Raw genomic sequence first — 26,927 nt, forward strand, 5'->3', positions numbered from 1 at the left:
TGTTGCGCTTCATCTCTGGTCCTTTTCGATGGGCCAGAGTCTATTTCAAACTGGATTAGCTCCAAGGGGCAACGTCACCGAGATCGTAATAAGCAGGGTCTCCGAAGGAGTTCACTGTATCGCCCCCTCGGTCCACGAGGATACTGGCGATGCCGTCAGGGCAGTATGCAGCGAAGGCGGCGGAAATAAAGCCGCCGTTACACTGTGGTATCGTAAAACCTATCCATCCAAACGTTGCGCTGCTCTGAAATTGGTAGCGATAGCCCAAGCCTGTTGGTTCATTTGCATCCTCTACCAGCGATGCTGTCCCCGTCCCATTCCTGCTCACGCAGGGCGGGCGTGCGGATGTAAAGCGAACATCGACGACAGACCAATCCCCGCCCTCGGCCATGTTGGCTGTTATGGGGAGATAGTCAGATATATTGCGGGTCTGTGCGGCTCCAGACATCCCTGACAGACGACGACTGCGAGGCGCGGAAATGCGCTCGGCAAACCTGTCGGCGGGCGCGCCAGGGTTGAGAATGGCCGCCCGGGCGCGTTGATCGACATCGGACAGCACCGCGCCGCTCACCAGCGTCCGAAGATCAAATCGATTGGTGATTTCCAGCGTAACCGTCGAGACGATCTGATCGCCGCTCACTGTATCGTCCATCGGCATGTTGTCGATGGTGCCGGTAAACCGTACCTCGGCGCCGCCCACCGGTTGATCCCACATGTCGCAGGGCTGGATCAGGATTTGCACCTTGCCGCCGATGACGTTGCCATCCTGCAAATCCTCGAAAGCCAGTTCAGCAATACGGGGGTCAAGCGTTGAAAGCCCGAGCGTGAGCGTCGACGCCTCGCCGTTCAGCGCGCTTTCGATCTGGTCGAGCCCTTCATTGATTGCGCTGCCGGTCCAGATCTCGCCGTCGGGGTCGAGATACGGCCCGGCCCCATCCCATAGGCGTATGGTCTTATCGTTTGGGAATTGCATCAGCGCCAAGACGCGAATGGATTTGATGGCCATCACACCAGCCCCAAGGCAAGATCGTTCCAGAAATCGACGGCTTCGACAAAGTTGACGCTGGCCCGCCCCGTCCCCGTCAGGCCGGGGTCGCGGTCCATCTCGCTATCGCTGGCCAGATGACACAGCACAGTGGGCCGCTCGGCTTCCAGAATGGCATTGGCCGGGATCGGTGCCCTGATGGCCGGGAAGATTTCGACCTGATAGGTGTTGCTTGTCGGCTGGGCCAGAACGCGGCCTGTCTCGTACATCGCGTGCTGATACGAGAACCGCACGCCGCTCACATGCTCCAGATCGATCAGCCGCAACGTCACGACCGTCGAGCCGAGCGCAGCAAAGCTCGCCATTTCCAGCAAGACGTTGCCTTGCGTGTAGCCGGTGTCGTCATCGAAGAACGTGTCATCATCATGCGGCAATTCGGGGCGGGAGAAGTCCGAAATCCCCAGCCCCGCCCAAAGCGCGGTTGAGCAGACCGGCACCGCGACCAGCCCAGATGCACCGCCGATGGCGACCCGCAGTGCGTTCCATGTCCTGGCCTGGTCGAAGTTGGTGCGGCGAAACACGATGTTGTTGTAGCTGCCAATCCACCATCCGCGATCAGTGCGCGTGCTGCGTGACAGCCCGCCAAGCGAGCGCCCACCAGTCCGGCTGAATGGACGCAGGTCGAACGGCGAGGACTGCGGCGCGAGAAGCTCCGCGGGCCAATGGATAATGTCCGTCATGTGTTACCTTACATCTGCCGGTAATCGGATCCGGCCCGATGGCGCTGATACGTGGCCACCGCAGCCGGTGCCGACTTATTGGCCTGGCCAACCGATGCACCGATAATTGTGGGGGCCGAGCGGGCAACAACGCGTCCTGCTTTGTCTTCGACATAGGCCGAGAACTTCTCATCGTCCGAAACGATATGGACTGTCAGGGACATCGGTTGGCCGGAGGCCCCTTTCGGCAGTACAATCTCGCCACGCTCGAGGATCGCAGGAACTTCGTTCGGGCCTAGGCCGGCAATGCCGCCCCTATGGTAGCGCTGGGCCCCGCCCCAAGTAGACGCGGGGAAAGCCCGCCCATGCCCATAGCCGTCCGAGCCAGCAACGCCGCCGCCATGGAGAATGCCGGGGATCAGTATCCCGCCCAGGAGCCCTCCGCCGCCGGTACTCAAGCCGCCAGATACGAGATTGAGCCCGATATTGATCAGGTTCTTGGCGAGGTCTTTCAGTACGGAGTTGAAAATCTCGCCGGCGTTCTTGCCTTCAATGAAGCCGTCGATGATGGTGTCGAGCGCCTGCCGGCCCGCCTGCGCCAGATCGTCAAAAGCCTGATCAGCCAGTTGCTGCGCCTGAGCCATAGCCTCTGCGTTTGCCGCCGCAAGCGCGTAGCTATCGGCCAACTTCTCGATCTCGGCGCGCCGCTGGGGCGTTAGGGCAAGTCCTGCCTCAATCGCTGCGTTCTCGAGTTCCATTTTCGCCCGCAGGCGCTCAAGCGCGAACTGGCACAGCCAGACAGCGCGACCGAAGGATTTGTGGGAAGCGTATCGCCAAGAGAAGGAAGGCCGGAGGGTGGCCGAGGCGATGAAGTTCGAATGGAAAGCGCTGGAGCCAACCTTCGGCTCGCTCCACCCGAAGGCAATAACCATCGATCATTGCCGGGCCTATATCGCCTCAAGGCGTAAGGCCGGGAAACATGACGGGACGATCTGGACCGAGCTCGGCCATCTGCGTTCCGTTCTGCGCTGGGCTTATGGCGATCAAGCGCCACGCATCGAGCGGCCTGCCAAGCCAGCACCGAAAGAGCGCTGGCTGACCGAGAAGGAAATCACCAAGCTGCTCGAAACTCCGAAAGCGCCGCATATCGACCTCGCGATCCACGTCATGCTTGGCACAGCATGCCGCATTGGGGCCGCGCTGGACCTGACTTGGGACCGGGTTGATTTCGAGCGGGGACAGATCAATCTTCGCACCAGCGATACCGGGCCGCGAAAGGGGAGGGCTATTGTCCCAATGAACGGGGGGCTGCGCGCCGCGCTTTCCGCCGCGAAGAAGGCGGCCCTATCGGACTATGTGATCGAGTGGGCCGGAGAACCCGTCAAGTCCATCAAGACCGGGTTCAGCAAGGCCGTATCCGATGCCGGGCTGGACGGTGTGACGCCCCACACCCTGCGCCACACAGCGGCTGTTCACCTCGCCGCTGCGGGCGTCCCGATGAGCCGCATTGCCCAGTATCTCGGGCACACCAGCACTGCCGTCACCGAACGGGTGTACGCCCGCTTCGCTCCTGACCATCTCCGCCAAGAGGCGGAAATTCTTGACTTTACAAGGGTGCGTAAGGTTCAGTGAACCAGAGAGAAGTCCGTTACTACGGCTCTAAGCCATTGATTTCTATGGTGGGCCCGTCCGGACTCGAACCGGAAACCAGACCGTTATGAGCGGTCGGCTCTAACCAATTGAGCTACAGGCCCACGCGCGGCTTTCCTAGCGGGTTCGGGGCGGCAGGTCCATGCAAAATTTGCCGGAGCGCCCATTCTCCCGGCCCCGGCGCGACCCTGCCGCAAAACCGACGCATTGGCCTTTGAAGACTGGCGCCAGCGCGGGGGCTTTCGCGTTTTCGACAGAGGAGATCTTCATGCCGCTCATCACCCGTATGGCGCCCTTGGCCGCCGCCTTGCTGCTCGCCACGCCCGCCCTGGCGGATTCCATCACCCTCACCGGCACCGGCACCGTGCGCGCCGCGCCCGACATGGCCACCATCAACACCGGCGTCACCACCCAGGCCGACACCGCCCGCGAGGCGCTGGACGCCAATACCGAGGCCATGGACCAGTTGGTCGCCGTGCTGCGCGAGGCCGGGCTCGAAAACCGCGACATCCAGACCTCGAACTTTTCCGTCAGCCCGCGCTATGTCTATTCCGATGCCCGCGACGAATCCGGCTATTCCATGCCGCCGCGCATCCAGGGCTATGAAGTCTCCAACAGCGTGACCATCATCGTCCGCGACCTCGAAGCCCTTGGCGCCGTGCTCGACCAGGCCGTGTCGGTAGGCGCCAACACCATCAACGGCATCAGCTTCGATGTGACCGATTCCACCGCCATCGAGCACAAGGCCCGCGAAGCGGCGGTCGCCGACGCCATCGCCAAGGCCCAGACCTATGCAAGGGCCGCCAATGTGACCCTGGGCTCGATCGAATCGATCTCCGAAGTCGAGCGCAACGCGCCGCCGATGCCCATGTACCGCGCCGAAGTCGCCCAGATGTCCGCCGACGCCTCGGTGCCCGTGGAAGCGGGCGAACTGGCCTTCTCGGTCACCACGACCATCAAATGGGATATCGATTCCGACGATTGAGGACAGGCGGGAGGGCCGGAATTCGCGTCCGGCCCTTCCCTTTCAGCCAAACAACGCCTGCAGGATCATGCGGATGCCCACCGCCACGAGGAACGAGGCGAAGGCCGCCCGCAGCAGGCGGGCATTGAGCCGGTGGGCGAGCACCACCCCCAGCGGCGCGGTCAGCGTGGCAAGGCCCCCGATCAGCACAAAGGCCGGGATGTTGACGAAGCCGAGACTCAGCGGCGGTACGCCCGCCACCCCCCAGCCGGAAATGAAAAAGCCGATCATCGCCGGAACGGCCAGCATCACCCCCAGCGCCGAGCTGGTGCCCACCGCCGTGTGCATGGGCACCCCGAAGGCGAGGAGCGTGGGCACCGAGATCGAGCCGCCGCCAATGCCCATCAGCGCCGAGATATAGCCGATCACCGCCGCCGAGACCCGGTTGGCCAGCGGCAGGCCGGCCAGTCTTTCGAGCGCGAGGCGCTGCACGGGCAACGCCATGTTGAGCGCGATGAACAGCGCCATCACCCCGAAGATGATCTTGAGCGCCGCGGCGCTGTAGAGCCCGGCCATCAGCCCGCCGACCAGCGAGGCGATGACGATCGGCACTCCCCACAGGCGCAGGATGGCCGGATCGACCGCCCCGCGCGCCGCATGCGACCGGGCGCTGCGCCAGCCGGTCGGGATGATCACGGCCAGCGAGGTGCCTACCGCCACATGCATCAGCACGGCGGGATCGTAGCCCAGAAGGCCGAAGGCCAGCACCATGGCCGGGACCATGATGATGCCGCCACCGATCCCCAGCAATCCCGCCATGACGCCGGAAACCGCGCCGGTCAGCGCAAGACCGAGGGCAAAGGGCAGATAGGGCACGAGATCGGTCAAGGCGGGCTCTGATTTGGCGGGATAGACTACGGACAGGAGCGCAGGGAGACTCGATAGCAAGTATCGGACAGTTGCCGGCCGGAGTCGAGCGCCGGGCGTCCGGTGGCACCCAGGTGTTGCCCATGAGCACGGAATCGGCGACTTCGCACCCTCTGGCGGCCATTTGCGGAACCCAAACAGGCCGATCGCGTTTTCGTGACATCTCGGCTGCGCAGCCATGCGGCGCGCGCCATCCCGGTCCGGGCCACCTCCCAGCGCCCGGCCCTGTTCAATGGAGACAAAAATGGCTGATATCGATCGCGACTACACGGATCGCAACCGCATCGAGCGCGAACGCGTCTATGCGGTCAATTCGGGCAGCACCGGCTGGTGGATCGGCGGCGTGCTCATCCTTGCCGTGCTCATCATCGGGTTCATCGCGCTGAGCGGCGGCGAACCGGCCCCGGTGGACACCGCGCCCACCGCCGTCGAAACCACGACGCCCCCGGCTCCGGCCGCGGTGCCGGCTCCCGAGCCCGCCCCGATGACCGAGGCCGCCCCCGCCGAAACGCCCGCCCCCGTGGCACCGGCCGAGCCGGCTCCGGTGGAGACCGCTCCGACCGAAGCAGCGCCCGCCGCTCCGGCTGCCCCCGTGGTTCCCGAATAAAACCATGTTTCGGGCCCGTCGCCGGATTTCCCGGCGGCGGGCCGTTTTCACGTTCAGGCTCGCGTCATTTTTACAGTGTTACCTCTCATCACGACCTGGCCATCAAAAACGGGGCTGTTTTCGTTTTTTGCCGGGGGGCAAAGGAGACAAAAGATGAAGATCAAACAGGTGCTGTTGACCAGTACGGCGGTGCTCATGCTGGGCACGCCGGTGGCGCCGCTCTTTGCACAATCGGGCAACGGATCGTTCTCCGTAGCGCAGGCCGGCACTCCCGGCCCGCTGGTCGGCGCGATCCAAACCTATCTCGATGCCGAGGCGGCGGTGCGGGCGGCGACCGAATCCGGCGGCGATGTCGGGGCGGCCGAGGCCCGGCTGGAGGCGGCACGGGCCGAACTGACCGACCTGTGCGGCGCCATCGGGCAATCCGATATCGAGGCCTGCATCGCCATGGTCCGCTCCGGCGGCATGTCGAGCCCGGCCCCGCAGCAGCCCGAGGTGGCGCCCGAACCCGAGCCTGCGGCTCCCGAGGAGCCCGCGCCGGTCGAAGCAGCGCCCGAGCCGCAGCAGCCCGCCCTCGAACCGCCGGCCATGGAAGCGCCGGCTCCGGTCGTGCCCGAACAACCGGCGGCTCCCGAACCCGAGCCCGAGCCGGCACCTGTCGAGGCGGAACAGCCTCCAGCGCCGCCCCAGGCGGAACAGCCTGCCCCCGAGCAGCCTCCGGCGCCCCCGGTCGAGGAGCCTGCTCCCGCGCCGCAGCCCGAGCAGCCGGCCCCCGAGCAGCAGGCGCCCGCCCAGCCGGAACAGCCGGTGGAACCGGCCGCCCCTCTCCCCGCTGAGCCCGAAACGCCCGCGGCGCAGACCCCGGGCCAGATGGTGCCCCCTGCCCTGCAAAGCGCCGTCACGGCCTATCAGCAGGCCGTCGCCGATTACGAAGCGGCGGTGGCCGCCGGCGGCGACACCCAGGCGGCTGCCAATGCGGTGACCGCGGCGGAGGGCGAGTTCGAATCGATCTGCAGCGCCCTCGGCCAGACCGACGTTGCCCAGTGCCTGGCCGGCTTCGGCATCGATATCGACCTGATCGACGTCGACGCCACGGCACCCGCCCAGCCCACGCCGGGCGAGGCAACGCCCACCGAGCCCGCCCCGGCACTCGATGACGACATCATGCTCGACGACAATGTGCAGGGCGAGATCGTCCCCGAAGGCACCGATGCCTCGACCGTCGCGCCCCTGCTCGACAGCCTCAAGGATGCGGTGACAGCCGGAGAGGCCGATACCCAGCAAGCCCCGGCCGAAGACGCCGGTCAGCAGCCCGTCGCCGAGGCCGAACCGGCCCAGCCGCCGGCCAGCGACGCCGAGGCCCAGCCGCAGATCGACATCGAGGCCATCCCCTCGATCACCTCGGAACAAGGCCAGATGCGGGCCGATTCCCAGTTCCAGCCCGGCGAGCGTCCGGCCTGGGGCCCCCGCCCCGCACCCGGCCAGCAGCCGCAGCCCCAACAGCCTCAGCAACCCCAGCAGCCGCAGCAGCCCCAACAGCCGCAGCAGCCCCCGCAGGGCGGCGAGCTGGTCGGCCCGGTGCCCGACCGTCCGAGCAATGTGGACATCATCACCACCATCGGGCTGGCCACGATCTTTGCCATCGGCGCCAACCAGTTCATCAACATGCCGGACACCCCGCGCATCGTTTATGACGACGACCGCAATTATTACGTCGAGGACCTGCCCCGCGGGCAGACCCGCGAGGTCATCGTGCGGGCCGATGGCAGCCAGATCGTCACCATCCGCGACCGCTATGGCGACGTGATCCGCCGCTCGCGCATCGAACCGGACGGGCGGGAAATCCTCCTCGTCTATGTCGATCCCAACGCCCAGCGCTATGACGACCGGGGCCGCTGGATCGATCCGGGCAGCCAGCTGCCGCCGCTGCGGCTCAACATCCCGGCGCGCGACTATGTGCTCGACGCCTCGCGGGCCGATGAGCAGCGGGTCGCCGACTTCCTCGACGAGCCGCCGGTGGAGACGCTGCAGCGCTACTACACCATCGACGAGGTCAAGCGCTCGGCCCGCCTGCGCGACATGGTGCGCCGGCTGGAGATCGGCGATCTCACCTTCGAGACCGCCAGCGCCAACATCTCGCAATCGGAGGTGAACAGCCTGTCGGCGGTGGCCTATGCCATGCTCGACCTCATCGAGCGCAATCCGGCCGAGACGTTCCTGATCGAAGGGCATACCGACGCCGTGGGCTCGGACCTCTCCAATCTCGAACTCTCCGACCGCCGCGCCGAGGCGGTCGCCTATGCCCTGACGCGGGTTTACGGCATCCCCGCCGAGAACATCGCCACCCAGGGCTATGGCGAACGCTACCTCAAGGTGCAGACCCAGGCGGCCGAGCGGGTGAATCGCCGCGTCACCATCCGCCGCATCACCCCGCTGGTGACCCCCATGGTCGGCAACGTCGCGGGCTGAGCGGCAAGTCAGCAAACACACCCTGACGGAAGGCCGGGATCACGCGATCCCGGCCTTTTGCATGACCGGCTGGCGCAGCACGGTCCGGAGCTTGTCCGGTACCGATCTGCGCGGGTCCGAGAGATAGATCTCATGATGCTTGCCGCTGGGCACCAGCCCATGGGCCGGCATGAACGCGTCGTGCATCCGGGCGATCAGCGGCCCCTCCGCGTCATAGGGGCCGATATGGAGCGCCTGCACGCAACGCCCTTCCTCGAGCACATCGACCCGCAGGGCGGCCAGCGCCGCGGGCGCCTTCTTTTTCGCCCCCACCGCTTCAATCGTGCGGGCGACCAGGGCCGGGCCGATCCATTCGGGCAGCATGATCATCATCGTCCAGTGCCAGCTTGCCTTGTCGCGGCGCTGGAAATCGGCCCAGTCGGACGCCCACCACAACCCTTCGAGCGGCGGCACCACATAGTCGCGGCCCAATTGCCGGCTCGACGCGAATTTGAGCGCATAGGCGAGCCCGTAAAGCGCCTCGACCGCCGCGCCATAGGCCGACTCGGTGTTGGGATCGCCCGCCCCATCGACCATGAGATAGCGCATGGGCGGCACCGTCACCAGATGGATGCCCTGGCGCCTGGTCGGCCCATAAAGGGGCTTGAGCCGTTTCCTGAAATCGATCTTGTCCGCCATTGATGCCTTTCCCGCTTGCGGCCAGAATAAATTGACCGGGGGAAGGCGCGAAAGAATTCTTGCGCGCGTCCCCCGCAATCCCCATCTGTGGACGTGACAGATTTGGAGACCGCAATGTTCGATATCGACAAGATCGTCACCGCCCTCAAGACCGATCCCAACCTGCAGCGCACCGCAGGGGCCGGCGCGGCCGGCCTTGCCGCAGGAATGCTGCTGGGCGGGGGCGGGGTAAAAAAGATCGCCCAATACGGCGCCCTCGCCGCCATTGGCGGGCTGGCCTATAACGCCTGGCAGAAAAGCCGCCAGAACGCGCCGCAGGGCGATGTCGCCGTTCCGCCGGAAGGCCCGTTCATGCCGGCCCCCTCCGACGAGACGGGCACGGAAGAGCTGGGGAAAACCCTAGTGCGCGCCATGATCGCCGCCGCCAAGGCCGATGGGCGCATCGACGGCGACGAGAAGGAACGCATCTTCAAGCGCCTCGAAGACATGAACCTGTCGGCGCAGGAAAAGGCCTTCGTCTTCGACGAATTGTCCAGCCCGCTCGATATGGAAGCGGTGGTGCGCGGCGCCGATACCCCCGAACACGCCGCCGAGATCTACGCCGCCTCCCTCGTCGCCATCGAGGCCGACACCGCCACCGAGCGCGCCTATCTCGACGCCCTGGCGGCCCGTCTCAGCCTCCCGGACCTGCTGGTCGAGGAAATCCACAAGGCGGCGGAGCGCTGAGGAACGATTCCGCGACTGGCGGGTTGATCTGAACGCCCCACCACAAGCGGGAGGCACCAAATGACCTATCTCGATCCCGATCAAATGCGCCACACGGCGCCCAACTGGCGCCAGTGGGTCCTGCGCATCGCAGGGGCCGCAGTGCTCCTCGCGGTGGGCTGGATGGTACTGACCCTCGGCACCGGCGACGGCTCGCCCCGGCCCGAGATCGTCAGCGAGCCCGGCAGCCGGCAAGCTCTCCCCGCCCCATGAAAAATGCCCGGTCGGAAGACCGGGCATTGCTGTATTCGGCGACTGGCCGGCGCGGGATCAGTCGAACAGGAAATTGCCCTGCTCGTCGATGATCTGGCGCCCCTTGGCCAGGGTCGCGGCGACGCAGTCATCCTTGCTGGTGAACTTGTCGGCCCGGATGAAGGAATGGGTCTTGAGCTCGCCCCCGACCTCTTTTTCGATCAGCCCGGCGATCTGATATTCCCCGCCATCCTTCATCAGCTTGGCCAGGATCTGGAAGCCCTTATACTCTTCCTCGCCATCGATGGCCGGCGCGGCGGCCTCGCGGGCGGCACCGCCACCGAACAGGCGCTTGAGAAACGACATATCGCTATCCTCCCATAAGCATGGGGCGGCCATGGCCGCCCCATGAAAATCAGTTGTCCAGGAAGCTGCGCAGCTTGCGGCTGCGGCTCGGATGCTTGAGCTTGCGCAAGGCCTTGGCCTCGATCTGCCGGATGCGCTCGCGGGTCACCGAGAACTGCTGGCCCACTTCCTCGAGCGTGTGATCGGTGTTCATGCCGATGCCGAAGCGCATGCGCAGCACACGCTCCTCACGTGGGGTGAGGGATGCCAGCACCCGTGTGGTGGTCTCGCGCAGATTGCTCTGGATCGCCGCATCGATGGGCTGGATCGCATTGGTGTCGGGGATGAAATCCCCGAGGTTGGAATCCTCCTCGTCGCCGATCGGGGTTTCGAGGGAAATCGGCTCCTTGGCGATCTTCAAAACCTTGCGCACCTTGTCGAGCGGCATCTGCAGCTTTTCGCTGAGCTCTTCCGGGGTCGGCTCGCGGCCGATCTCGTGCAGCATCTGGCGCGAGGTGCGGACGATCTTGTTGATCGTCTCGATCATGTGCACCGGGATGCGGATGGTGCGGGCCTGATCGGCGATCGAACGGGTGATCGCCTGCCGAATCCACCAGGTGGCATAGGTCGAGAACTTGTAGCCGCGGCGGTATTCGAACTTGTCCACCGCCTTCATCAGCCCGATATTGCCTTCTTGGATCAGGTCGAGGAATTGCAGGCCGCGATTGGTGTATTTCTTGGCGATGGAGATGACGAGGCGCAGATTGGCCTCCACCATCTCCTTCTTGGCGATGGCCGCCTCGCGCTCGCCCTTCTGCACCTTGGACACGATGCGGCGATATTCTGCGATGTCGAGGCCGGTTTCGGTGGCCAGGGTCTGGATCTCGCCGCGCAGCTCGTCGATGGTGGCCCGCTCGCGCGCCACAAAATCGGCCCAGCCCTTCTCGCCGCGCTCACCGACCTTTTCCGCCCAGTCGGGATCGAGCTCGGAGCCGTAATAGGCGTTGAGGAAGTCGTCGCGCTTGACCTTGTAGCTTTCGGCCAGCCGCAGCAGGCGGCCCTCATTGCGCACCAGACGCTTGTTGATGTCGTAAAGCTGCTCGACCAGGCTCTCGATGCGGCTGGCATTGAGCGACAGCGACTTGACGTCGGCGATCACCTGGCCGCGCCAACCTTCGATTTCCCGCACTTCGCCGGCGTCCAGAGACTTGGCGGCGAGCTGGTCCTCGACATGCTGGTCCTGCACCTTGCGCATGCGGCCATAGGTTTCGGCGATACGGTCGAAGGTCTCGACCACCTGGGGCTTGAGTTCGGCTTCCATGGCCGAGAGCGAGAGGTTGTTCTCGTACTCGTCGTCTTCGTCCTCGTCCTCGGACGGCCGGGCCCCGGCTTCGCCGCCTTCCTGGTCGGAACCGGGCCTGCCGCCCTGCTCCCGCGCCGGCGCGGCGCCTTCGGCGTCCTCGTCGTCGTCCTCCTCGCCTCCGGCGGCCGGCTCGGCCATCTTGGCGTCGGGCCCCGCATAGGTGGCTTCGAGGTCGATGATGTCGCGCAGCAGAATCTCGCCCTCGGCGAGCTGGTCGCGCCAGATGATAATGGCCTGGAAGGTCAGGGGGCTTTCACACAGCCCGGCGATCATGGTCTCGCGCCCGGCCTCGATGCGCTTGGCGATGGCGATCTCGCCCTCGCGGCTGAGCAGCTCGACCGAGCCCATCTCGCGCAGATACATGCGCACCGGATCATCGGTGCGGTCCGATCCCGCCTTGGTGTTGGAGGTGGTGGCGACCGCCGTCGACCCGGTGGTCGCGACTTCCCCGCCCTCGTCGTCGCTGGACGTCTCGGCTTCGGCCTCTTCGACCTCGTCCTCATCGACGACATTGATGCCCATGTCCGAGAACATGGCCATGATGTCCTCGATCTGCTCGGAGGTCACTTCCTCGGAGGGCAGGACGGCGTTGATTTCCTCATAGGTGACGTATCCGCGCTTCTTGGCGGTCTTGATAAGTTTCTTGACCGCGGCATCGGAAAGGTCGAGAAGCGGACCGTCAGGACCCTCGGTTTGCGATTCCGGCTTGTTGTCAGTCTCGGTCTTGGTCTGGTTGGCTGCCTTGGTGGCCATATAGTTTGCTCTCCTGAGCCGCGCCATGGTCGGCGGCACTGGTGTCATCGCCCGATGATCGCACTGGGACCCGGATTGAAAGACAGGTCAGGGTTAATAATTCGCTTCCGCCAATCATAAACGCCCGGCCCGCGGTTCGAATCCTCTTCGCGTGGATGCGCTCCATACACGCAAAAGCGCACGGACACGAATCATCTTTTCTTCAAAGACTCCGTGTCGCACGCCCGGATAGCGAACCAAATCCCTCGATCAATGCCTCAGTACCATCGACACTGGAAATCTGATTCTGGATGTCCCGCAGCCGTTCGAATGCGTTTTCGCTCAGGTCTTCGCCTAGCGCCAATTCGGCTGCCTTGAGTTCTTTATTTAGTTGAACCGATTTGTAATGCAAGGCCAGGGCGTGTCTTAATCCGGTCTCCGCGTCGCTTTGTGCCGTTTCGGTCTCCGCCTGCCAAACCCCCTGCCGCGCCAGAACGTTCCGCATTTTCTCGAGCACGGGCCCGTGGCCGCGTGCGATCAATGCCTCGGCCACCCCGTTGGGCCCCAGATCGGGATGCACCACGACGATGTCAAGCAGCGCCGCCAGCACCCGGCGCGCCGAGACCGACTGGAAATCGAGTTCGGCCAGGGCTTCGAGCCGGCTCTGGGCCAGTTCGGGATGATTGACGAGGCTGACGAGAATCACCGCCTCACGCGGGATGACGTCCGGCGCCGGCCCGCCCTTGAGCAGGCGCGAATTGCGCAGCGTGTCCGAAACCATCATCCGGGGATTGCCGCGCGACCCGCCGGCCCGCCGCCCGTCAAAGCCCCCGCCCCTACCGCGCCCCTGATACTGCCCGCGCGTCGAGATGAACAGCGATGAGATCTTTTCATCGAAGGCCTGGCTGTAATGGCGCCGCACCGAGACGTCGGCGATCCGGCCGGCCCGGTCGCGCAGCCGCGCCTCCAGTGCCGCCCGCTGCTCGGGCGCCTCGGGAATGCCCCCCGCCGTCTCGATCGACCACACCGCATCGGCCAGCGATTGCCCGCCCGCGATCAGGTCGGCGAAGGCCTGCCGCCCCTGCTGCCTGATCAGATCGTCCGGATCGAGCCCGCCCGGCAGGGTGACGATCCTGATCGACTTGCCCGGCTTGAGCATGGGCAGCGCGATATCGATGGAGCGCTCGGCGGCGCGCAGCCCCGCGCTGTCGCCATCAAAGCACAGGGCCGGAATGTCGGTCATACGCCACAAGAGGTTGAGGTGGTCTTCGGTGAGCGCCGTGCCCAGCGGGGCCACCGCCCCCTCGAACCCGGCCGCCACCGCCGCGATCACGTCGAGATAGCCCTCGACCACGACGAGCGGCTTGCCGTCATAGCCCGCCTGCCGCGCCGCCTGCCCGTTATAGAGCGTCTGGCGCTTGTGGAAGAGCTCGGTTTCGGGGGAATTGAGGTATTTCGCCGCCACATCGGCCGAAAGCGCCCGCCCGCCAAAGGCGATCGCCCGGCCGCGGAAATCGGTGATGGGGAACATCAGCCGGTTGCGGAACCGGTCATAGGGCACCGCGATGTCCTCGCCATGCACCACGAGGCCAGTCGCGATCATCTCGTTGAGCGACACGCCATTGGCGGCGAGGAATTCCTTGAGCCCGTTGCGGCTGTCGGGGGCGAACCCGATGCGGAACCGCTGCTGCATGGCGCCGGATACCCCCCGCTCGAGCAGATAGCCCCGGGCCCGCGCGCCCACATTATGCGCCAGCGCTTCGACGAAATAGGTGGTGGCGAGTTCCATCACATCGTGCAGCGAGCGCCGCGCCTCGGCCCGCCGCTCGGCCTGTTCGTCGCGGGCCGGCATGGGCACCCCGGCCCGCCCCGCCAGCATCTCCACCGCTTCGGGAAAGCTCATGCCGGTCTTTTCCGTGAGGAACCGGAAATGATCCCCGCTGGCCCCGCAGCCGAAGCAATGATAGCGCCCGCGCCGGTCGTCGGCATGGAAACTGGGACTCTTTTCGCCGTGGAAGGGACAGCAGGCCCACATATCGCCCTTGCCGGGCTGGGATTTGCGCTTGTCCCATTGCACATGCTCGCCCACCACCTGGGTGATGGGCAGGCGGTTGCGGATCTCATCGAGAAAGGCATCGGAAAAGCGCATGAAGGATAAGTAGGGATTTACCTATCCAAAGTCATCAGCCCACGCGCTTATCCACGGTATTAACAGGAAGGCTCAATGCCCGGCCTTGTAGAGCCGCCAGGCCTGGCCCAGCAGGGCGCCGGAAAAGAGGATCATCAGTACCCCGCTGACCATGACCAGCGCCACGGCGGCGGCGAGGGGCCAGAAGATCAGCAACAGCCCGAACAGCACATAGAGCACGCCGCTCAGCAGCACCGGCCAGATCTTGGCATAGAGCTCGCGCTCGCGGACGATCACGACGATTTCCATCACGCCCACGAAGATCGCCTGGAAGGCGACGAGATAGACGAGGAAGGTGGCGGTGATCAGCGCTCCGAGCAGCGGCGAGATGAGGATGAGCACGCCGACCAGGATCGAGAGCGCGTTGCGCACCACGTCGAACCAGAAATTCCCGGTCTTGCCGCCCCCGAAGGTGATGGTCCACAGCCCGAGAATGCCGTCGATGACGAACAGCGCCGCCGCGAGGGTGGTCAGAACCAGCAGCGCCGCGCCGGGAAACAGCACGGCATAAATCCCGGCGACCAGCATCAGAACGCCGCGCAGGCCGGTCAGGATGGAGGGAAGACGGAAGGATTTCCTTTGGTCGGCCATGATGGTCCCCGCAAGCCACGACAACGGGGGAACTATACGCCCAACCTCAAAGCCCGCAAGGGCCTAGGCGCCCAAGAGCGCCTTGACCTGCCTAGACGCCTGGCCGAAATCGATCTGCCCCGGATACCGGCCCTTGAGCACGCCGACCACCTTGCCCATGTCCCGCAGCCCCTCGGCTCCGGTCTCGGCGATCGCCGCCTTGATGGCGGCCTCGATCTCGGCATCGGTCAGCGGCTTGGGCAGGAACTCCCGGATGATCTCGATTTCCTCGCGCTCCTGCGCCTCGAGCTCGGGCCGCGCGTTCTGCTGGTAGATCTGCGCCGATTCCTCGCGCTGCTTCACCATTTTCTGCAGGATGGCGAGGATGTCCTCGTCGCCGATCCCGTCCCGGCCCTCGCCGCGCGCCGCGATTTCGCGGTCCTTGATGGCCGCGTTGATGAGGCGAAGCGTCGTGGTACGGCGGGCATTGCGCGCCTTGATGGAATCCTTCATGGCCGCGTTGATCTGGTCGCGCATGATCGGTGTCCTTGGATGCTGAGATATGAGCGTCCGATATAGCGATCGGGCGCCCAAAAGCCAAGCGCCGGCCCCGCGCAATGCCGCAGCGCGACTCGGTTGACCGCGGCGGGGCGTTCAAATAGGTTCGCGCGAATTCAAACCCGGATGGAAATCAACCACCCACGGCCCGCGACCGGTGGTTCGTCCTGTCCGATGCAGCAGAGCCTGCAAGCGGCCCCATGCGGCCGCGAACCCGAACAGAGCCAATGGAGACCCCCGATGACCGGCTGGCAAGAAACGCCCCCCACCGCAGTCCTGATCCTGCGCGACGGGACGCGCCTTGAGGGCCGCGGCATCGGCGCCACCGGCAGCGCGGTGGGCGAAGTGTGCTTCAACACCGCGATGACCGGCTACCAGGAAATCCTCACCGACCCGTCCTATGCCGGCCAGATCATCACCTTCACCTTCCCCCATATCGGCAATGTCGGCACCAATGACGAGGACATTGAAACCCTCAACATGGCGGCATCCTCGGGCGTGCGCGGCGCAGTGATCCGGGCCGATATCACCAGCCCCTCCAATTACCGCTCCGCCGAACAGCTCGATGTGTGGCTGAAAAAGCGCGGCATCATCGGCATTGCCGGGCTCGATACCCGCGCGCTCACCGCGCTGATCCGCGAAAAGGGCATGGCCGATGCGGTGATCGCCCATGCCGAGGACGGAAAGTTCGACGATGCGGCGCTGCGGGCCGGGCTCGACGCCTTTCCCGGCCTCGAAGGCTACGACCTCGCCAAGGAAGTCTCCACCACCCAGACCTATCGCTGGGACGAGACGAGCTGGCGCTGGGGCGAAGGCTATGGTCGGGTCGAGGACCCGCAGTTCCATATCGTCGCCATCGATTACGGCGCCAAGCGCAACATCCTGCGCTGCATCGCCGACCAGGGCGCGCGGGTGACCGTGCTGCCGGCCACCGCGACCGCGGAGGACGTGATGGCCCATAACCCCGACGGCGTGTTCCTCTCCAATGGCCCCGGCGATCCGGCGGCGACCGGCGAATACGCCGTGCCCGCCATCCGCAAGATCATCGAAACCGGCAAGCCGGTGTTCGGCATCTGCCTCGGCCACCAGCTGCTGGGCCTCGCCCTGGGCGGCACGACCCGCAAGATGCATCAGGGCCATCACGGCGCCAATCATCCGGTGAAGAACCTTGCCACCGGCAAGGTCGAGATCACCTCGATGAACCACGGCTTCGCCGTCGACCGCGACAGCCTGCCCGAAGGGGTGGTCGAAACCCATATCTCGCTGTTCGACGGCTCCAATGCCGGCCTCGCGGTCGACGGCAAGCCGATCTTCTCGGTGCAGTACCACCCGGAAGCCTCGCCCGGGCCCCAGGACGCGCATTACCTCTTCAAGCGCTTCATGGACCATGTCCGCGAGCACAAGGGCGCCCCGGCCGCCGCTCAATAGGCGGCCCGGACGTCCCGAACCCAGGACCCGGCGATGGCGCTTCTGATGCAAATGGCGCGCTGGATCACCATTGTCCTCGCGATCTCGGTTCCCGCCTTCTGGATGATCGGCCAATGGGCGGCGGACGCCACGCAGGATTGGCGCATGTCGCGCATACCCGCCCTTCTGGCCGCCTCGGAAATCACCTATTCCTCCGAAGTCGGGGGCGCTCCAGGCCCCGGCGCCAATGAGGGCGGCCTCGCGGCTTATGCCTTGCCCGACGCCACCGTCGCGGCACTCGAACGGCAGGGCCTCGATTTCCTCGCCACCCCGGACCTCGCCTGGCATCCCACCCCGCTGGGAGGACCATCGGGGGAGGCGTTGACGGACCCGGCAACCGGGCACCCCGACATCCGCCGGTTCATCGAGCGCTATGTATCCGTGGCGCTCGATCCGGCCATCGAGCGTAGCCTCAATGAGGCCCTCGCGACACCGGGGACCTACTACGCCTTTCCCCGCGACGGCATCTCGGTCGTCATTGTCGCTCCCTCCATGGCGCGGGCCTTTTTCGCCTATAATGGCTGACACTCACGAAAAAAGCGCAGGCTTTTCTGGGGCCGCCGCGCCTCTCGCACCGTGCAACAACAATTTGACCAAACGATAAAAAAGCGCAAACCTGATCACGCGTGCGTCATCGGGCCGTCAGAAAATTGCGGCAAAGGGGGAGATGGGCGCTCCGATCGCTTCGGCGATGTTTCACAACCCGGTCCTTTGGAGGGACATCATGCACCATTCTCTCACCATCTCGCGCCGCGCGTTTCTCGCCGGTACGGCCTCGGTCGGCGCTGCCGCCGTGGTGATGCACCCCTTCGCGGTGCTCGCCCAGGCCAACCAGGCCCATCTGCGCATCCTCGAAACCACCGATATCCACGTCAACCTCCTGCCCTACGACTATTACGCCGACCAGGAGGACAATACGCTCGGACTGGCCCGTACCGCCTCGATCATCGAGACCATCCGGGCCGAAGCAGGCAATGCCATCCTGCTCGACAATGGCGACATGCTGCAGGGCAGCCCCATGGGCGACTATATCGCCTATGAGCGCGGCGTCGACGACAGCGACATCCACCCCACCGTCGCCGCCATGAACGCGCTGGGCTATGACGCCGGCACCATCGGCAACCACGAATTCAACTACGGGCTGGAATTCCTCGAAACGGCCATGGCCGGTGCACAGTACCCGGTGGTGCTGGCCAATATCGTGCGCGGGGACACCCTCCCCGGCGATCCGGCCGATGACGACACCCTGTTCCCGCCCTATGTGATCGTCGAAAAGGAATTGACCGATGGCGCCGGGGAAACCCACACCATCCGCATCGGGCTGATCGGCTTCGTGCCGCCCCAGATCATGACCTGGGACTCGGCCCATCTCACCGGCAAGGTCGCGCCGCGCGACGTGGTGGAAACCGCCCGCTATTACGTGCCGATCATGCGCGCGGAAGGCGCCGACATCGTCATCGCCATGAACCATGGCGGCATCGAAGCGCTCGAGGGCACCATGCTCGAAAACGTCTCGCTGCAACTGGGCGCGGTGGAGGGCATCGACGTGGTGCTGGCCGGCCACCAGCATCTGGTCTTCCCCGGACCCGACTTCGAGGGCATCGCGGGCGTCGATACGGTCGCCGGCACGCTCAACGGCACCCCAGCCGTCATGGCCGGTTTCTGGGGCAGCCATATGGGCCTTGTCGACCTGCTGCTCGAAACCGATGGCCAGGGCAATTGGTCGATCCTCTCCCACACCTCCGAAGCGCGCCCGATCTATGAGCGCATCGACGGCCAGGTCACCCCGACCGTCGACACCGACCAGAAGGTCGCCGAGGCGGTCGACGACGACCACCAGGCCACCCTCGACTATGTCCGCCGCCCGGTGGGCGAGACCGCGGCGGCGCTGCATTCCTATTTCGCGCTGGTCGCCGACGATCCGTCCGTCCAGATCGTCAACATCGCCCAGACCGCCTATCTCGAACAGATGATGGCCGGCACAGAATGGGAAGGCATTCCCATCCTTTCCGCCGCCGCGCCCTTCAAAGCCGGTGGCCGGGGCGGCCCGGACTATTACACCGACGTGCCGGTCGGCCCGGTGGCCATCCGCAACGTGGCCGATCTCTATCTCTACCCCAACACCATCCAGGCGGTGCTGCTGACCGGCGCCGACATCAAGGAATGGCTGGAACGGGCAGCGGGCATCTTCCACCAGGTCGAACCCGGCGCGACCGACGCCCCGCTGATCAACCCCGAATTCCCCTCCTACAATTTCGACGTCATCGACGGAGTGACCTACCGCATCGACATCACCCAGCCCTCCAAATACGCCCCGGATGGCGGGGCGCTGCAAAATCCCGAGGCCGAGCGCATCGTCGACCTCATGTATGAGGGCCAGCCCATCGATCCCGGCCAGCAGTTCATCGTCGCCACCAACAATTACCGCGCCGGCGGCGGTGGCAGCTTCCCGGGCATCGGCGCCGACAAGATCGTCTTCATGGGTCCCGACACCAATCGCGACCTGATCGTGCGCTATATCGTCGAACAGGGCACCATCGACCCGGCCGCCGACAGCAACTGGTCGCTGGCCCCGATCGGCGACACCACCGTCCTGTTCGAAACCGGCCCAAGGGCCGCCGAGCATGTTGGCGACGTCACCGCCGTCGATATCGAGCCGACCGGCGAAACCAGCGAAGCGGGCTTCGGCGTCTATCGCATCGCGCTCTAAAACGGATTCCGGATCAGGGATTTAGACCCGCTTCCGGACTCTGCGCACAAAAAGAGCCTCAAGTTGATTCTCAGCTTGAGGCTCTTTGCATGTCGCTCAAATGGCGCCCGAGAAGGTATCGCACTGACTCACGTCTCCGCTGCGATAGCCGCGGCTGAACCAGTCCTGCCGCTGCGCCGAGGTGCCGTGGGTGAAGGTCTTGGGGATCACCACCCCTTGCGTGCGACGCTGGATAGCGTCGTCGCCGATCTGCTCGGCGGCGTTGATCGCTTCCTCGATATCGCCGTCCTCGAGCAGGTTTTCCTCACCGACATAATTGGCCCAGATGCCCGCATAGCAATCGGCCTGCAATTCGATCCGCACCGAATAGGCATTGACCTCCTCCTGGCCCATGGTGCGGATAGCGCGGTTGTATTCGGGCAGAACGCCCACGAGGTTCTGGACGTGGTGACCCACCTCATGGGCGATCACATAGGCCTGGGCGAAATCTCCCGGCGCGCCGAACTGGCTGCGCAACTGCTCGTAGAAGGAAAGGTCGATATAGACGCTCTGGTCGGCCGGACAATAGAACGGCCCCATGCGCGCATCGGCCAGCCCGCAGCCCGAACTGTCGGTACCGGTAAAGAGGATCACCGTCGCCGGGTCGTAGGTCATGTCGTTGGCGGCGAACACCTCACTCCACAGATCCTCGGTGTCCTGCACCACGACGCCGACGAAATCGGCCAGATCGTCCTGCCCGGCTTCCGGCAAGGGACGGGAAACCGAGCCGGTGCCGGTTCCCGTGCCCAGCGATCCGTCGAGCAGCGCCAGGGGATTGATCCCCAGGACCGCGCCGATGATCAGGATGATCACGATGGCGCCGATGCCCAGCCCGCCGCCACGCCCGCCCCCACCGGTCGGAATGCGGAACCCGCTACCGCCCAGCCCCGCCGAACGTCCGAACCCGCCGCCCGAACCGCGCCGGTCCACCACATTGCCCGAGCGCTTGCGTCCCCGCCACTTCATCTCTTCACCCTCACTGCCACAGCTTCACGAGCCCGCCCATACGTCCCGTCACCGGATCGCTCTCCGGCAGCGGCACGCGCGCGAGATTGACGAGCGCCTTGTCACGGTCGCCCGGTTCCCCGCGCAGAATGTCCCAATCCTGCCCTTCCGGATAGGCACCCACAACGCAAAAATCCGCCGAGGCGCTGTCGCGCCGGTGCGCCACCCCGGCCGGGATGACCACCACGTCGCCGGCGGCCAGATCGACGGCCTCGCCCCCCGGCCCGCCCAGCGTGACCCGGGCCGCGCCGCTGGCGACGCCGAGCGCCTCATGGGCGGTCGAATGATAGTGGTGATAGTCGAAAATGCCGCCTGCCCATTGCCCGAACCAGCCATGGGCGGTGAAGCGCGCCTTCATCGCCGCGACGGAGGGATCGTCCACCGCCCCACGATAAAGCAGCGCCGGCAAGCGGCTATTGGGAAACCGTCCGTCATCGGCGAAGGTCAGCCGCTCGGGCACGCCAGCCTCGTCCGCCATCTATTGCGTCACATCCACAGCCGGAACATCCACCGAAACGGTGCCGCCCTGGCCGCCGGAATTGAGATTGACGTAATAGATGACGCCGATGATGACGACCAGGATGATCACGATGGCGATGATCAGCCCGCCGCCACCACCGCCGCCCCCATCGCCATTGGTGACGACCACCGTTTCGCGTTCTCGTTCTTCCATTTGGAATTCCTTCGGGGTTGATGCCCGGAAAAACGACGCGGTGGCGCGGTTGGTTCCTTCTCCCAGCCCCCCGGACCGGTCCGCTCAATCCTCGGGGGCGTTGATCAGCCGATCGAGGTTGCCCACGATCCGCAGCATCCGCTCGCGGTGCTGCCGCCGTTCCTCCTCGCCGAATCCCTCGGTCGCCCGGCTGTTGATTTGCTGCACGGCCGCCGCCACCACGGACACATGCGCGCGCCCCTTGGGCGTGAGGCCGATCAACGACTTGCGGCCGTCGGTCGGGTCACGCCGGCGCGTGAGCAGACCGTCCCGATCCATGCGCCCAAGCGTTGCGGCCATGGTGGGCTGCTCGATGGCGGCGAAATGCGCCAGTTGCATCTGGGTGAGTTCCATCCCGCCGCCCAGCGCAAACAGCACCGGCACATAGGCGCTGGACAGACCGTGTGGACGGATCGCCCGGTCCATCGCCTGCGCGAACAGCCGGGCCACCCAATTGGAGAGATAGCCTTCGGAGACTTCCCGTTGCAAAGAATTCATAGCATGCTATATATTATGGCAAGTGCGTCATGCAATCATGGTATGGCTCAAGCGACAAGGACATTCCATGCCTCTCAAAAGCACTTCCAGCCGCTACGGCACCGTGGCTATCGGCCTGCACTGGGTGACGGCGATCCTGATCGTGGCGCTGCTCGCGCTGGGCCTCAATGCCGCCGATGCCGAAACCGATGCGCTCAGGCGCACGCTGCTCATCCCCCATATCGGACTCGGCCTCCTCGTCTTCGCCCTCACGCTGTTCCGCATTGGCTGGTGGGTGCTTGCCGACAAGAAGCCGGCACCCCTCGCCAGCGTTCCGGCGCTTCAGAATCACCTGGCGACTGCCGTTCACGTGCTTTCCTACGCCGCCATCCTGGCCCTGGCCGCCAGCGGCATCGCCACCAACGTCATGGCCGGCGTTATCGATGCACTGTCGACCGGCGCCCCCATCCCCGCCATGGACGGCGTACCGCCGCGCGCCGCGCACGGCCTGTTGGCGCGGCTGTTCATGGTGCTGCTCGTTCTCCATATCGGCGCGGCGCTCTATCACCAGTTTTTCCTCCGCGATTCCCTGTTGGCCCGCATGGGCATCGGAAAGCTCAAGGATTGATCTGAATCCTTGCCATCAGGGAGCCGGCGCCGGCCGGCTCCGCGGCATGCTGGACGACGCGCTGAAGAAATCCACGCCTAGGTGCTGGAAATCCCCCGCCGCTTGCTCTAAGGACAGCGCCTAGCCACGATGAGTTCAAGCCCGTCCGCCGCGCGACAGCCTCACTGCCGCGCGCTTGCCGCACGAGAAGCGATCCATGCCCAAACGTACAGACATCAAATCCATCCTCATCATCGGGGCTGGACCGATTATTATCGGCCAGGCCTGCGAGTTCGACTATTCGGGGACCCAGGCCTGCAAGGCCCTGCGCGAAGAGGGCTATCGCATCATCCTCGTGAACTCCAACCCGGCGACGATCATGACCGATCCCGACGTCGCCGACGCCACCTATATGGAGCCCATCACCCCCGAGGTGGTCGCCAAGATCATCGAGAGGGAGCGCCCCGACGCGCTGCTGCCCACCATGGGTGGCCAGACCGCGCTCAACTGCGCCCTCTCGCTCAACAAGATGGGCGTGCTCGAAAAATTCGGCGTCGAGATGATCGGCGCCAATGCCGAAGCCATCGACAAGGCCGAGGACCGCGAACTGTTCCGCGATGCCATGACGAAAATCGGCCTCTCCACGCCGAAATCGCGCCTCGCCCACAACACCATCGAGGCCCTGCAAGCCCTTGAAGACATTGGCCTGCCGGCCATCATCCGCCCCAGCTTCACCCTGGGCGGCACCGGCGGCGGCATCGCCTATAACCGCGAGGAATATCTCGCCATCTGCGAGAGCGGCATCGACGCCTCGCCCACCAGCGAAGTGCTGATCGAGGAATCGGTGCTGGGCTGGAAAGAATACGAGATGGAGGTCGTCCGCGACAAAAAGGACAACTGCATCATCATCTGCTCGATCGAGAACATCGATCCCATGGGCGTCCATACCGGCGATTCGATCACCGTCGCCCCGGCCATGACCCTCTCGGACAAGGAATACCAGATCATGCGCGACGCCTCGCTGGCGGTGCTGCGCGAGATCGGGGTGGAGACCGGGGGCTCGAACGTCCAGTTCGCCGTCAACCCGGCGGACGGGCGCATGATCGTCATCGAGATGAACCCGCGCGTCTCGCGCTCCTCGGCACTGGCGTCCAAGGCCACCGGCTTCCCCATCGCCAAGGTCGCGGCGCGGCTCGCGGTCGGCTACACCCTCGACGAGCTCGAAAACGACATCACCGGCGGCGCCACCCCGGCCTCTTTCGAACCCTCGATCGACTATGTGGTCACCAAGATCCCGCGCTTCGCGTTCGAGAAATTCCCCGGCGCCGACAACCGGCTCACCACCTCGATGAAGTCGGTGGGCGAAGCCATGGCCATCGGCCGCACCTTCACCGAATCGCTGCAAAAGGCCCTGCGCTCGCTCGAGACCGGGCTGACCGGGCTCAACGAGATCGGCATTCCGGGCCTGGGCGAAGGCGACGACAAGAACGCAGTGCGCGCCGCGCTGGGCACCCCCACCCCCGACCGCCTGCTCTGGGTCGCCGAAGCCATGCGGCTGGGCTACGACCACCAGATGATCCATGAGGCGTGCCACATCGACCCCTGGTTCCTCGAACAGATCCAGTCCATCGTCGATACCGAAGCGAAGGTCCGCGAGCATGGCCTGCCGGAGACCGAAGGCCAGATGCGGGCCCTGAAGGCCATGGGCTTTTCCGACCCCCGCCTCGCCGAGCTCTCGGGCCGAACCGCGAGGGAGGTGCTGACGCACCGCCACGCGCTCGGCGTGCGCCCGGTCTACAAGCGCATCGACACTTGCGCCGCCGAATTCGCCTCGCCCACCGCCTATATGTATTCGACCTATGAGGCACCCTTTGCCGGCGCCCCCGCCGACGAGGCGCGGCCCTCCGACAGGAAGAAGGTGGTGATCCTCGGGGGCGGCCCGAACCGGATCGGCCAGGGCATCGAGTTCGACTATTGCTGCTGCCACGCGGCGTTCGCGCTTGCCGATGCGGGCTATGAAACCATCATGGTCAACTGCAACCCCGAGACCGTCTCGACCGACTACGACACCTCCGACCGACTCTATTTCGAGCCGTTGACCGAGGAAGACGTCATCGAAATCCTGACCACGGAAAAACAGAACGGCGCCCTGCATGGGGTCATCGTCCAGTTCGGCGGCCAGACGCCCCTGAAACTCGCCGCCGCCGTCGAGCGGGCCGGCGTGCCCATCCTCGGCACCCAGCCCGACAAGATCGACCTGGCCGAAGACCGTGACCAGTTCATGAAACTCCTGAACCGGCTCGACCTCACCCAGCCGCGCAACGGCATCGCCTATTCGCTGGAACAATCGCGCATCGTGGCCGAGGGCCTGGGCTATCCGCTGGTCATCCGCCCGTCCAACGTGCTGGGCGGCCGCGCCATGGTCATCTGCCATTCCGCCGAGGATTTCGAGCGCTACGTCCAGTCCACCCTGACCGAGCTGGTCCCCCCCGAGATCCGCCAGAAATACCCCAACGACAAGACCGGACAGATCAATTCGGTCCTGGCCGGCAACCCGCTGCTGTTCGACAGCTATCTCGAAGGCGCCGTCGAAATCGACGTCGACTGCCTCTCGGACGGCACGGATGTGTTCGTCGCCGGCATCATGGAGCATATCGAGGAAGCGGGCATCCATTCGGGCGACAGCGCCTGCTCCCTGCCGCCCCGCTCGCTCTCGGGCGAGATCATGGGCGAATTGAAGCGCCAGGCTACCGAACTGGCCCGCGCGCTGCATGTGGGCGGGTTGATGAACGTGCAGTTCGCCCTCAAGGACGGCACGCTCTACGTGCTCGAAGTGAACCCCCGCGCCTCGCGAACGGTGCCCTTCGTCGCCAAGGTGATCGGCTACCCGATCGCCAAGATCGCGGCGCGCATCATGGCCGGGGAAAAGCTCGCATCCTTCGACCTCGCCGAACGCGAGATCGAGCATGTCGCCATCAAGGAAGCCGTCTTCCCCTTCGCCCGCTTCCCCGGCGTCGACACCGTGCTCGGCCCGGAGATGAAGTCGACCGGCGAGGTGATCGGCCTCGATACCGATTTCGCCATCGCCTTCGCCAAGTCGCAACTGGGCGCCAGCGTCAAGGTGCCACGCGAGGGCACCGTTTTCGTCTCCGTTCGGGACGACGACAAGGCCGGGATCGTCGAGTCGATCCGCGATCTCGCCGATGCGGGCTTCAAGGTCATCGCCACCGGCGGCACCCAGCGCTTCCTGGCCGAACAAGGCATCGCCTGCGCCAAGATCAACAAGGTGCTGGAAGGCCGCCCGCATATCGTGGACGCCATCAAGAATGGCGAGGTGCAGCTGGTGATCAATACGACCGATGGCGCCAAGGCGGTGTCCGACAGCCGCGACATCCGCCGCGCCGCGCTGATGAGCAAGGTGCCCTATTATACGACCATCCCCGGCGCCGCCGCCGCCGTCGAGGGCATCCTCGCCTATCGCGGCGGCAATCTGACGGTGCGGCCCCTGCAGGACTATTTCGCGGCCTGAGGCGGCGGCAAGCCAAGCGACAGGCCGGGAACCTTGAAAAAACCGGCCCGAAAGGCTATCTTTCCGGAGTGGAGACTGGGCTTTCACCCAGCCTCCCCTTTCTAGAAGATGAATAGGACCCGGATGCGAACTCGCCAGCTCCTCCGGGTCTTTTTCATTTCCAGAGTGATGGTCAGTGGGAAAATCCACATACTCATCACCTCCGTTAGACGGCGAGGCTTTCGCCACAGCCGGGAGAGCCCATCTCTCCCAGTCACGCCCGCTGGCTGGGCGCTGCTGCTTTAAGGCCGTCCGCTTCCATTCAAGCCTCGACGAAACCGGTTTGGCAAATCCGCGCGCGCCGAGTTTTTTCCCGCCTGGGCGTCGGCAACCTGGTTTCCCGTGCGTCGTTCCATGAGGAGCGGCCAGTCCGCACGGATCGCAGAGGAGAAAACCATGTTGCGCACCACCATTCTCGCGGCGGGCCTGGCGCTCGCCGCAACCGCCGCCTTCGGCCAGTCCGAGCCGCTCGGAGATACAGTCGCGGTCAATGGCATGGAGATGTATTACGAGGTCTCGGGCGAAGGCGATCCGCTGATCGTCCTGCATGGCGTGTCAACGGCGGGGTAAAAGTCGGCCATTGGGCGGCGCAAAACCAGGCCACTTGATGTTGGGGGTATCGAGCGCCGG

At 65.2% G+C, this 26,927-nt stretch carries 26 protein-coding genes and 1 tRNA gene; 12 read left to right on the forward strand and 15 right to left on the reverse strand.

All coding sequences use genetic code 11. The features are described from left to right. Positions 1–55 precede the first annotated feature (55 nt). Genes DVH29_RS16505 through DVH29_RS14195 form a run of 3 tightly spaced genes read right to left on the reverse strand, consistent with a single transcriptional unit; the run spans position 56 to position 2,462 of the window. The gene (locus tag DVH29_RS16505; RefSeq protein WP_199562600.1) at positions 56–1,006 is read right to left on the reverse strand and encodes a hypothetical protein; all 951 of its coding nucleotides are present in this window, start codon (positions 1,004–1,006) and stop codon (positions 56–58) included. After that, entirely contained in the window at positions 1,006–1,725 is a 720-nt protein-coding gene (locus DVH29_RS14190) for a hypothetical protein (protein WP_114646853.1), read from the reverse strand. Before DVH29_RS14190 ends, DVH29_RS16505 begins: the two co-directional genes overlap by 1 nt. Before the next feature lie 8 nt (positions 1,726–1,733). Continuing rightward, entirely contained in the window at positions 1,734–2,462 is a 729-nt protein-coding gene (locus DVH29_RS14195) for a hypothetical protein (RefSeq protein WP_114646854.1), read from the reverse strand. A 97-nt stretch (positions 2,463–2,559) separates the two neighbouring features. Here DVH29_RS14195 and DVH29_RS14200 point away from each other — a divergent pair, with 97 nt between their 5' ends. Continuing rightward, positions 2,560–3,336 carry a tyrosine-type recombinase/integrase gene (locus DVH29_RS14200; protein WP_147276113.1) on the forward strand — a complete coding sequence of 259 codons (777 nt, stop codon included), beginning with the start codon at positions 2,560–2,562 and terminating at the stop codon, positions 3,334–3,336. Between the two features lie 45 nt (positions 3,337–3,381). Here the strand turns inward: DVH29_RS14200 and DVH29_RS14205 are convergent. After that, a tRNA-Ile gene (locus DVH29_RS14205) sits at positions 3,382–3,458 on the reverse strand. Between the two features lie 164 nt (positions 3,459–3,622). Here DVH29_RS14205 and DVH29_RS14210 point away from each other — a divergent pair. Next, positions 3,623–4,339, forward strand: coding sequence for an SIMPL domain-containing protein (locus DVH29_RS14210; RefSeq protein WP_114646875.1), 717 nt, complete (start codon positions 3,623–3,625; stop codon positions 4,337–4,339). Positions 4,340–4,381: 42 nt separating this feature from the next. Here DVH29_RS14210 and DVH29_RS14215 read toward each other — a convergent pair whose 3' ends face one another. Then, positions 4,382–5,206 (reverse strand): sulfite exporter TauE/SafE family protein, encoded by an 825-nt coding sequence (locus DVH29_RS14215; protein WP_245944997.1) that lies wholly within the window; start codon positions 5,204–5,206, stop codon positions 4,382–4,384. Positions 5,207–5,489: 283 nt separating this feature from the next. Here DVH29_RS14215 and DVH29_RS14220 point away from each other — a divergent pair, with 283 nt between their 5' ends. Then, positions 5,490–5,852: a hypothetical protein gene (locus tag DVH29_RS14220; RefSeq protein WP_114646857.1), complete on the forward strand. Its 363-nt coding sequence runs from the start codon at positions 5,490–5,492 to the stop codon at positions 5,850–5,852. A gap of 153 nt (positions 5,853–6,005) precedes the next feature. Then, a complete protein-coding gene (locus DVH29_RS14225) occupies positions 6,006–8,321 on the forward strand; it encodes an OmpA family protein (RefSeq protein WP_114646858.1) in 2,316 nt (771 codons plus the stop codon). A 39-nt stretch (positions 8,322–8,360) separates the two neighbouring features. Here the strand turns inward: DVH29_RS14225 and DVH29_RS14230 are convergent, their stop codons facing one another. Then, a complete protein-coding gene (locus tag DVH29_RS14230) occupies positions 8,361–8,999 on the reverse strand; it encodes a GyrI-like domain-containing protein (RefSeq protein ID WP_114646859.1) in 639 nt (212 codons plus the stop codon). A 114-nt stretch (positions 9,000–9,113) separates the two neighbouring features. Here DVH29_RS14230 and DVH29_RS14235 point away from each other — a divergent pair, with 114 nt between their 5' ends. Continuing rightward, positions 9,114–9,725, forward strand: coding sequence for a tellurite resistance TerB family protein (locus DVH29_RS14235; protein ID WP_114646860.1), 612 nt, complete (start codon positions 9,114–9,116; stop codon positions 9,723–9,725). A gap of 60 nt (positions 9,726–9,785) precedes the next feature. Further along, positions 9,786–9,977: a hypothetical protein gene (locus DVH29_RS14240; protein ID WP_114646861.1), complete on the forward strand. Its 192-nt coding sequence runs from the start codon at positions 9,786–9,788 to the stop codon at positions 9,975–9,977. Positions 9,978–10,034: 57 nt separating this feature from the next. Here the strand turns inward: DVH29_RS14240 and DVH29_RS14245 are convergent, their stop codons facing one another. From DVH29_RS14245 to DVH29_RS14265, 5 genes are all read right to left on the reverse strand, one after another. After that, entirely contained in the window at positions 10,035–10,322 is a 288-nt protein-coding gene (locus tag DVH29_RS14245; protein ID WP_114646862.1) for an HlyU family transcriptional regulator, read from the reverse strand. Between the two features lie 49 nt (positions 10,323–10,371). Beyond that, complete coding sequence (gene rpoD / locus DVH29_RS14250; protein ID WP_114646863.1) at positions 10,372–12,417, reverse strand: RNA polymerase sigma factor RpoD; 2,046 nt, start codon at positions 12,415–12,417, stop codon at positions 10,372–10,374. A gap of 202 nt (positions 12,418–12,619) precedes the next feature. Next, positions 12,620–14,545, reverse strand: a complete 1,926-nt coding sequence (gene dnaG, locus DVH29_RS14255; RefSeq protein ID WP_114646864.1) for a DNA primase — start codon at positions 14,543–14,545, stop codon at positions 12,620–12,622. Between the two features lie 72 nt (positions 14,546–14,617). Continuing rightward, positions 14,618–15,175 (reverse strand): HdeD family acid-resistance protein, encoded by a 558-nt coding sequence (locus DVH29_RS14260; RefSeq protein WP_147276114.1) that lies wholly within the window; start codon positions 15,173–15,175, stop codon positions 14,618–14,620. 63 nt (positions 15,176–15,238) lie between these two features. Continuing rightward, a complete protein-coding gene (locus DVH29_RS14265; protein WP_245944999.1) occupies positions 15,239–15,694 on the reverse strand; it encodes a GatB/YqeY domain-containing protein in 456 nt (151 codons plus the stop codon). Positions 15,695–15,952: 258 nt separating this feature from the next. Between DVH29_RS14265 and carA the strand changes: the two genes are divergently transcribed. The 3 genes from carA (at position 15,953) to DVH29_RS14280 (ending at position 19,889) form a co-directional block, all read left to right on the forward strand. Further along, the gene (gene carA, locus DVH29_RS14270) at positions 15,953–17,140 is read left to right on the forward strand and encodes a glutamine-hydrolyzing carbamoyl-phosphate synthase small subunit (RefSeq protein ID WP_114646867.1); all 1,188 of its coding nucleotides are present in this window, start codon (positions 15,953–15,955) and stop codon (positions 17,138–17,140) included. A gap of 33 nt (positions 17,141–17,173) precedes the next feature. Further along, a complete protein-coding gene (locus tag DVH29_RS14275) occupies positions 17,174–17,704 on the forward strand; it encodes a hypothetical protein (protein ID WP_147276115.1) in 531 nt (176 codons plus the stop codon). 199 nt (positions 17,705–17,903) lie between these two features. Next, a complete protein-coding gene (locus tag DVH29_RS14280; RefSeq protein WP_114646876.1) occupies positions 17,904–19,889 on the forward strand; it encodes a bifunctional 2',3'-cyclic-nucleotide 2'-phosphodiesterase/3'-nucleotidase in 1,986 nt (661 codons plus the stop codon). A gap of 96 nt (positions 19,890–19,985) precedes the next feature. On the opposite strand, the gene ypfJ is transcribed toward DVH29_RS14280, so the two are convergent. The 4 genes from ypfJ to DVH29_RS14300 all read right to left on the reverse strand — a co-directional run bounded on the left by ypfJ (position 19,986) and on the right by DVH29_RS14300 (position 22,143). Next, entirely contained in the window at positions 19,986–20,894 is a 909-nt protein-coding gene (ypfJ, locus tag DVH29_RS14285) for a KPN_02809 family neutral zinc metallopeptidase (protein WP_114646869.1), read from the reverse strand. Positions 20,895–20,904: 10 nt separating this feature from the next. Then, entirely contained in the window at positions 20,905–21,411 is a 507-nt protein-coding gene (locus DVH29_RS14290) for a cupin domain-containing protein (protein ID WP_114646870.1), read from the reverse strand. After that, positions 21,412–21,606 carry a hypothetical protein gene (locus DVH29_RS14295; protein ID WP_114646871.1) on the reverse strand — a complete coding sequence of 65 codons (195 nt, stop codon included), beginning with the start codon at positions 21,604–21,606 and terminating at the stop codon, positions 21,412–21,414. 84 nt (positions 21,607–21,690) lie between these two features. Beyond that, complete coding sequence (locus tag DVH29_RS14300; RefSeq protein ID WP_114646872.1) at positions 21,691–22,143, reverse strand: MarR family winged helix-turn-helix transcriptional regulator; 453 nt, start codon at positions 22,141–22,143, stop codon at positions 21,691–21,693. A 67-nt stretch (positions 22,144–22,210) separates the two neighbouring features. Here DVH29_RS14300 and DVH29_RS14305 point away from each other — a divergent pair, with 67 nt between their 5' ends. The 3 genes from DVH29_RS14305 to DVH29_RS14315 all read left to right on the forward strand — a co-directional run bounded on the left by DVH29_RS14305 (position 22,211) and on the right by DVH29_RS14315 (position 26,867). Continuing rightward, the gene (locus DVH29_RS14305; protein WP_158541683.1) at positions 22,211–22,750 is read left to right on the forward strand and encodes a cytochrome b; all 540 of its coding nucleotides are present in this window, start codon (positions 22,211–22,213) and stop codon (positions 22,748–22,750) included. 196 nt (positions 22,751–22,946) lie between these two features. Beyond that, positions 22,947–26,258 (forward strand): carbamoyl-phosphate synthase large subunit, encoded by a 3,312-nt coding sequence (gene carB, locus DVH29_RS14310; protein ID WP_114646874.1) that lies wholly within the window; start codon positions 22,947–22,949, stop codon positions 26,256–26,258. 435 nt (positions 26,259–26,693) lie between these two features. Continuing rightward, positions 26,694–26,867, forward strand: a complete 174-nt coding sequence (locus DVH29_RS14315; protein ID WP_199562601.1) for a hypothetical protein — start codon at positions 26,694–26,696, stop codon at positions 26,865–26,867. Positions 26,868–26,927: the final 60 nt, after the last annotated feature.

Origin of the sequence: Pelagibacterium lacus, assembly GCF_003345525.1 — a bacterium.
In the GTDB taxonomy this organism is placed as follows: Bacteria; Pseudomonadota; Alphaproteobacteria; order Rhizobiales; family Devosiaceae; genus Pelagibacterium; species Pelagibacterium lacus.

Coding starts and splice junctions, on each gene's coding strand:
- DVH29_RS16505 (WP_199562600.1), bottom strand. CDS start 1,006: ATGGCCATCAAATCCATTCGCGTCTTGGCGCTGATGCAATTCCCAAAC.
- DVH29_RS14190 (WP_114646853.1), bottom strand. CDS start 1,725: ATGACGGACATTATCCATTGGCCCGCGGAGCTTCTCGCGCCGCAGTCC.
- DVH29_RS14195 (WP_114646854.1), bottom strand. CDS start 2,462: ATGGAACTCGAGAACGCAGCGATTGAGGCAGGACTTGCCCTAACGCCC.
- DVH29_RS14210 (WP_114646875.1), top strand. CDS start 3,623: ATGCCGCTCATCACCCGTATGGCGCCCTTGGCCGCCGCCTTGCTGCTC.
- DVH29_RS14220 (WP_114646857.1), top strand. CDS start 5,490: ATGGCTGATATCGATCGCGACTACACGGATCGCAACCGCATCGAGCGC.
- DVH29_RS14225 (WP_114646858.1), top strand. CDS start 6,006: ATGAAGATCAAACAGGTGCTGTTGACCAGTACGGCGGTGCTCATGCTG.
- DVH29_RS14230 (WP_114646859.1), bottom strand. CDS start 8,999: ATGGCGGACAAGATCGATTTCAGGAAACGGCTCAAGCCCCTTTATGGG.
- DVH29_RS14235 (WP_114646860.1), top strand. CDS start 9,114: ATGTTCGATATCGACAAGATCGTCACCGCCCTCAAGACCGATCCCAAC.
- DVH29_RS14240 (WP_114646861.1), top strand. CDS start 9,786: ATGACCTATCTCGATCCCGATCAAATGCGCCACACGGCGCCCAACTGG.
- DVH29_RS14245 (WP_114646862.1), bottom strand. CDS start 10,322: ATGTCGTTTCTCAAGCGCCTGTTCGGTGGCGGTGCCGCCCGCGAGGCC.
- rpoD (WP_114646863.1), bottom strand. CDS start 12,417: ATGGCCACCAAGGCAGCCAACCAGACCAAGACCGAGACTGACAACAAG.
- dnaG (WP_114646864.1), bottom strand. CDS start 14,545: ATGCGCTTTTCCGATGCCTTTCTCGATGAGATCCGCAACCGCCTGCCC.
- DVH29_RS14260 (WP_147276114.1), bottom strand. CDS start 15,175: ATGGCCGACCAAAGGAAATCCTTCCGTCTTCCCTCCATCCTGACCGGC.
- carA (WP_114646867.1), top strand. CDS start 15,953: ATGACCGGCTGGCAAGAAACGCCCCCCACCGCAGTCCTGATCCTGCGC.
- DVH29_RS14275 (WP_147276115.1), top strand. CDS start 17,174: ATGGCGCTTCTGATGCAAATGGCGCGCTGGATCACCATTGTCCTCGCG.
- DVH29_RS14280 (WP_114646876.1), top strand. CDS start 17,904: ATGCACCATTCTCTCACCATCTCGCGCCGCGCGTTTCTCGCCGGTACG.
- ypfJ (WP_114646869.1), bottom strand. CDS start 20,894: ATGAAGTGGCGGGGACGCAAGCGCTCGGGCAATGTGGTGGACCGGCGC.
- DVH29_RS14290 (WP_114646870.1), bottom strand. CDS start 21,411: ATGGCGGACGAGGCTGGCGTGCCCGAGCGGCTGACCTTCGCCGATGAC.
- DVH29_RS14295 (WP_114646871.1), bottom strand. CDS start 21,606: ATGGAAGAACGAGAACGCGAAACGGTGGTCGTCACCAATGGCGATGGG.
- DVH29_RS14300 (WP_114646872.1), bottom strand. CDS start 22,143: ATGAATTCTTTGCAACGGGAAGTCTCCGAAGGCTATCTCTCCAATTGG.
- DVH29_RS14305 (WP_158541683.1), top strand. CDS start 22,211: ATGCCTCTCAAAAGCACTTCCAGCCGCTACGGCACCGTGGCTATCGGC.
- carB (WP_114646874.1), top strand. CDS start 22,947: ATGCCCAAACGTACAGACATCAAATCCATCCTCATCATCGGGGCTGGA.
- DVH29_RS14315 (WP_199562601.1), top strand. CDS start 26,694: ATGTTGCGCACCACCATTCTCGCGGCGGGCCTGGCGCTCGCCGCAACC.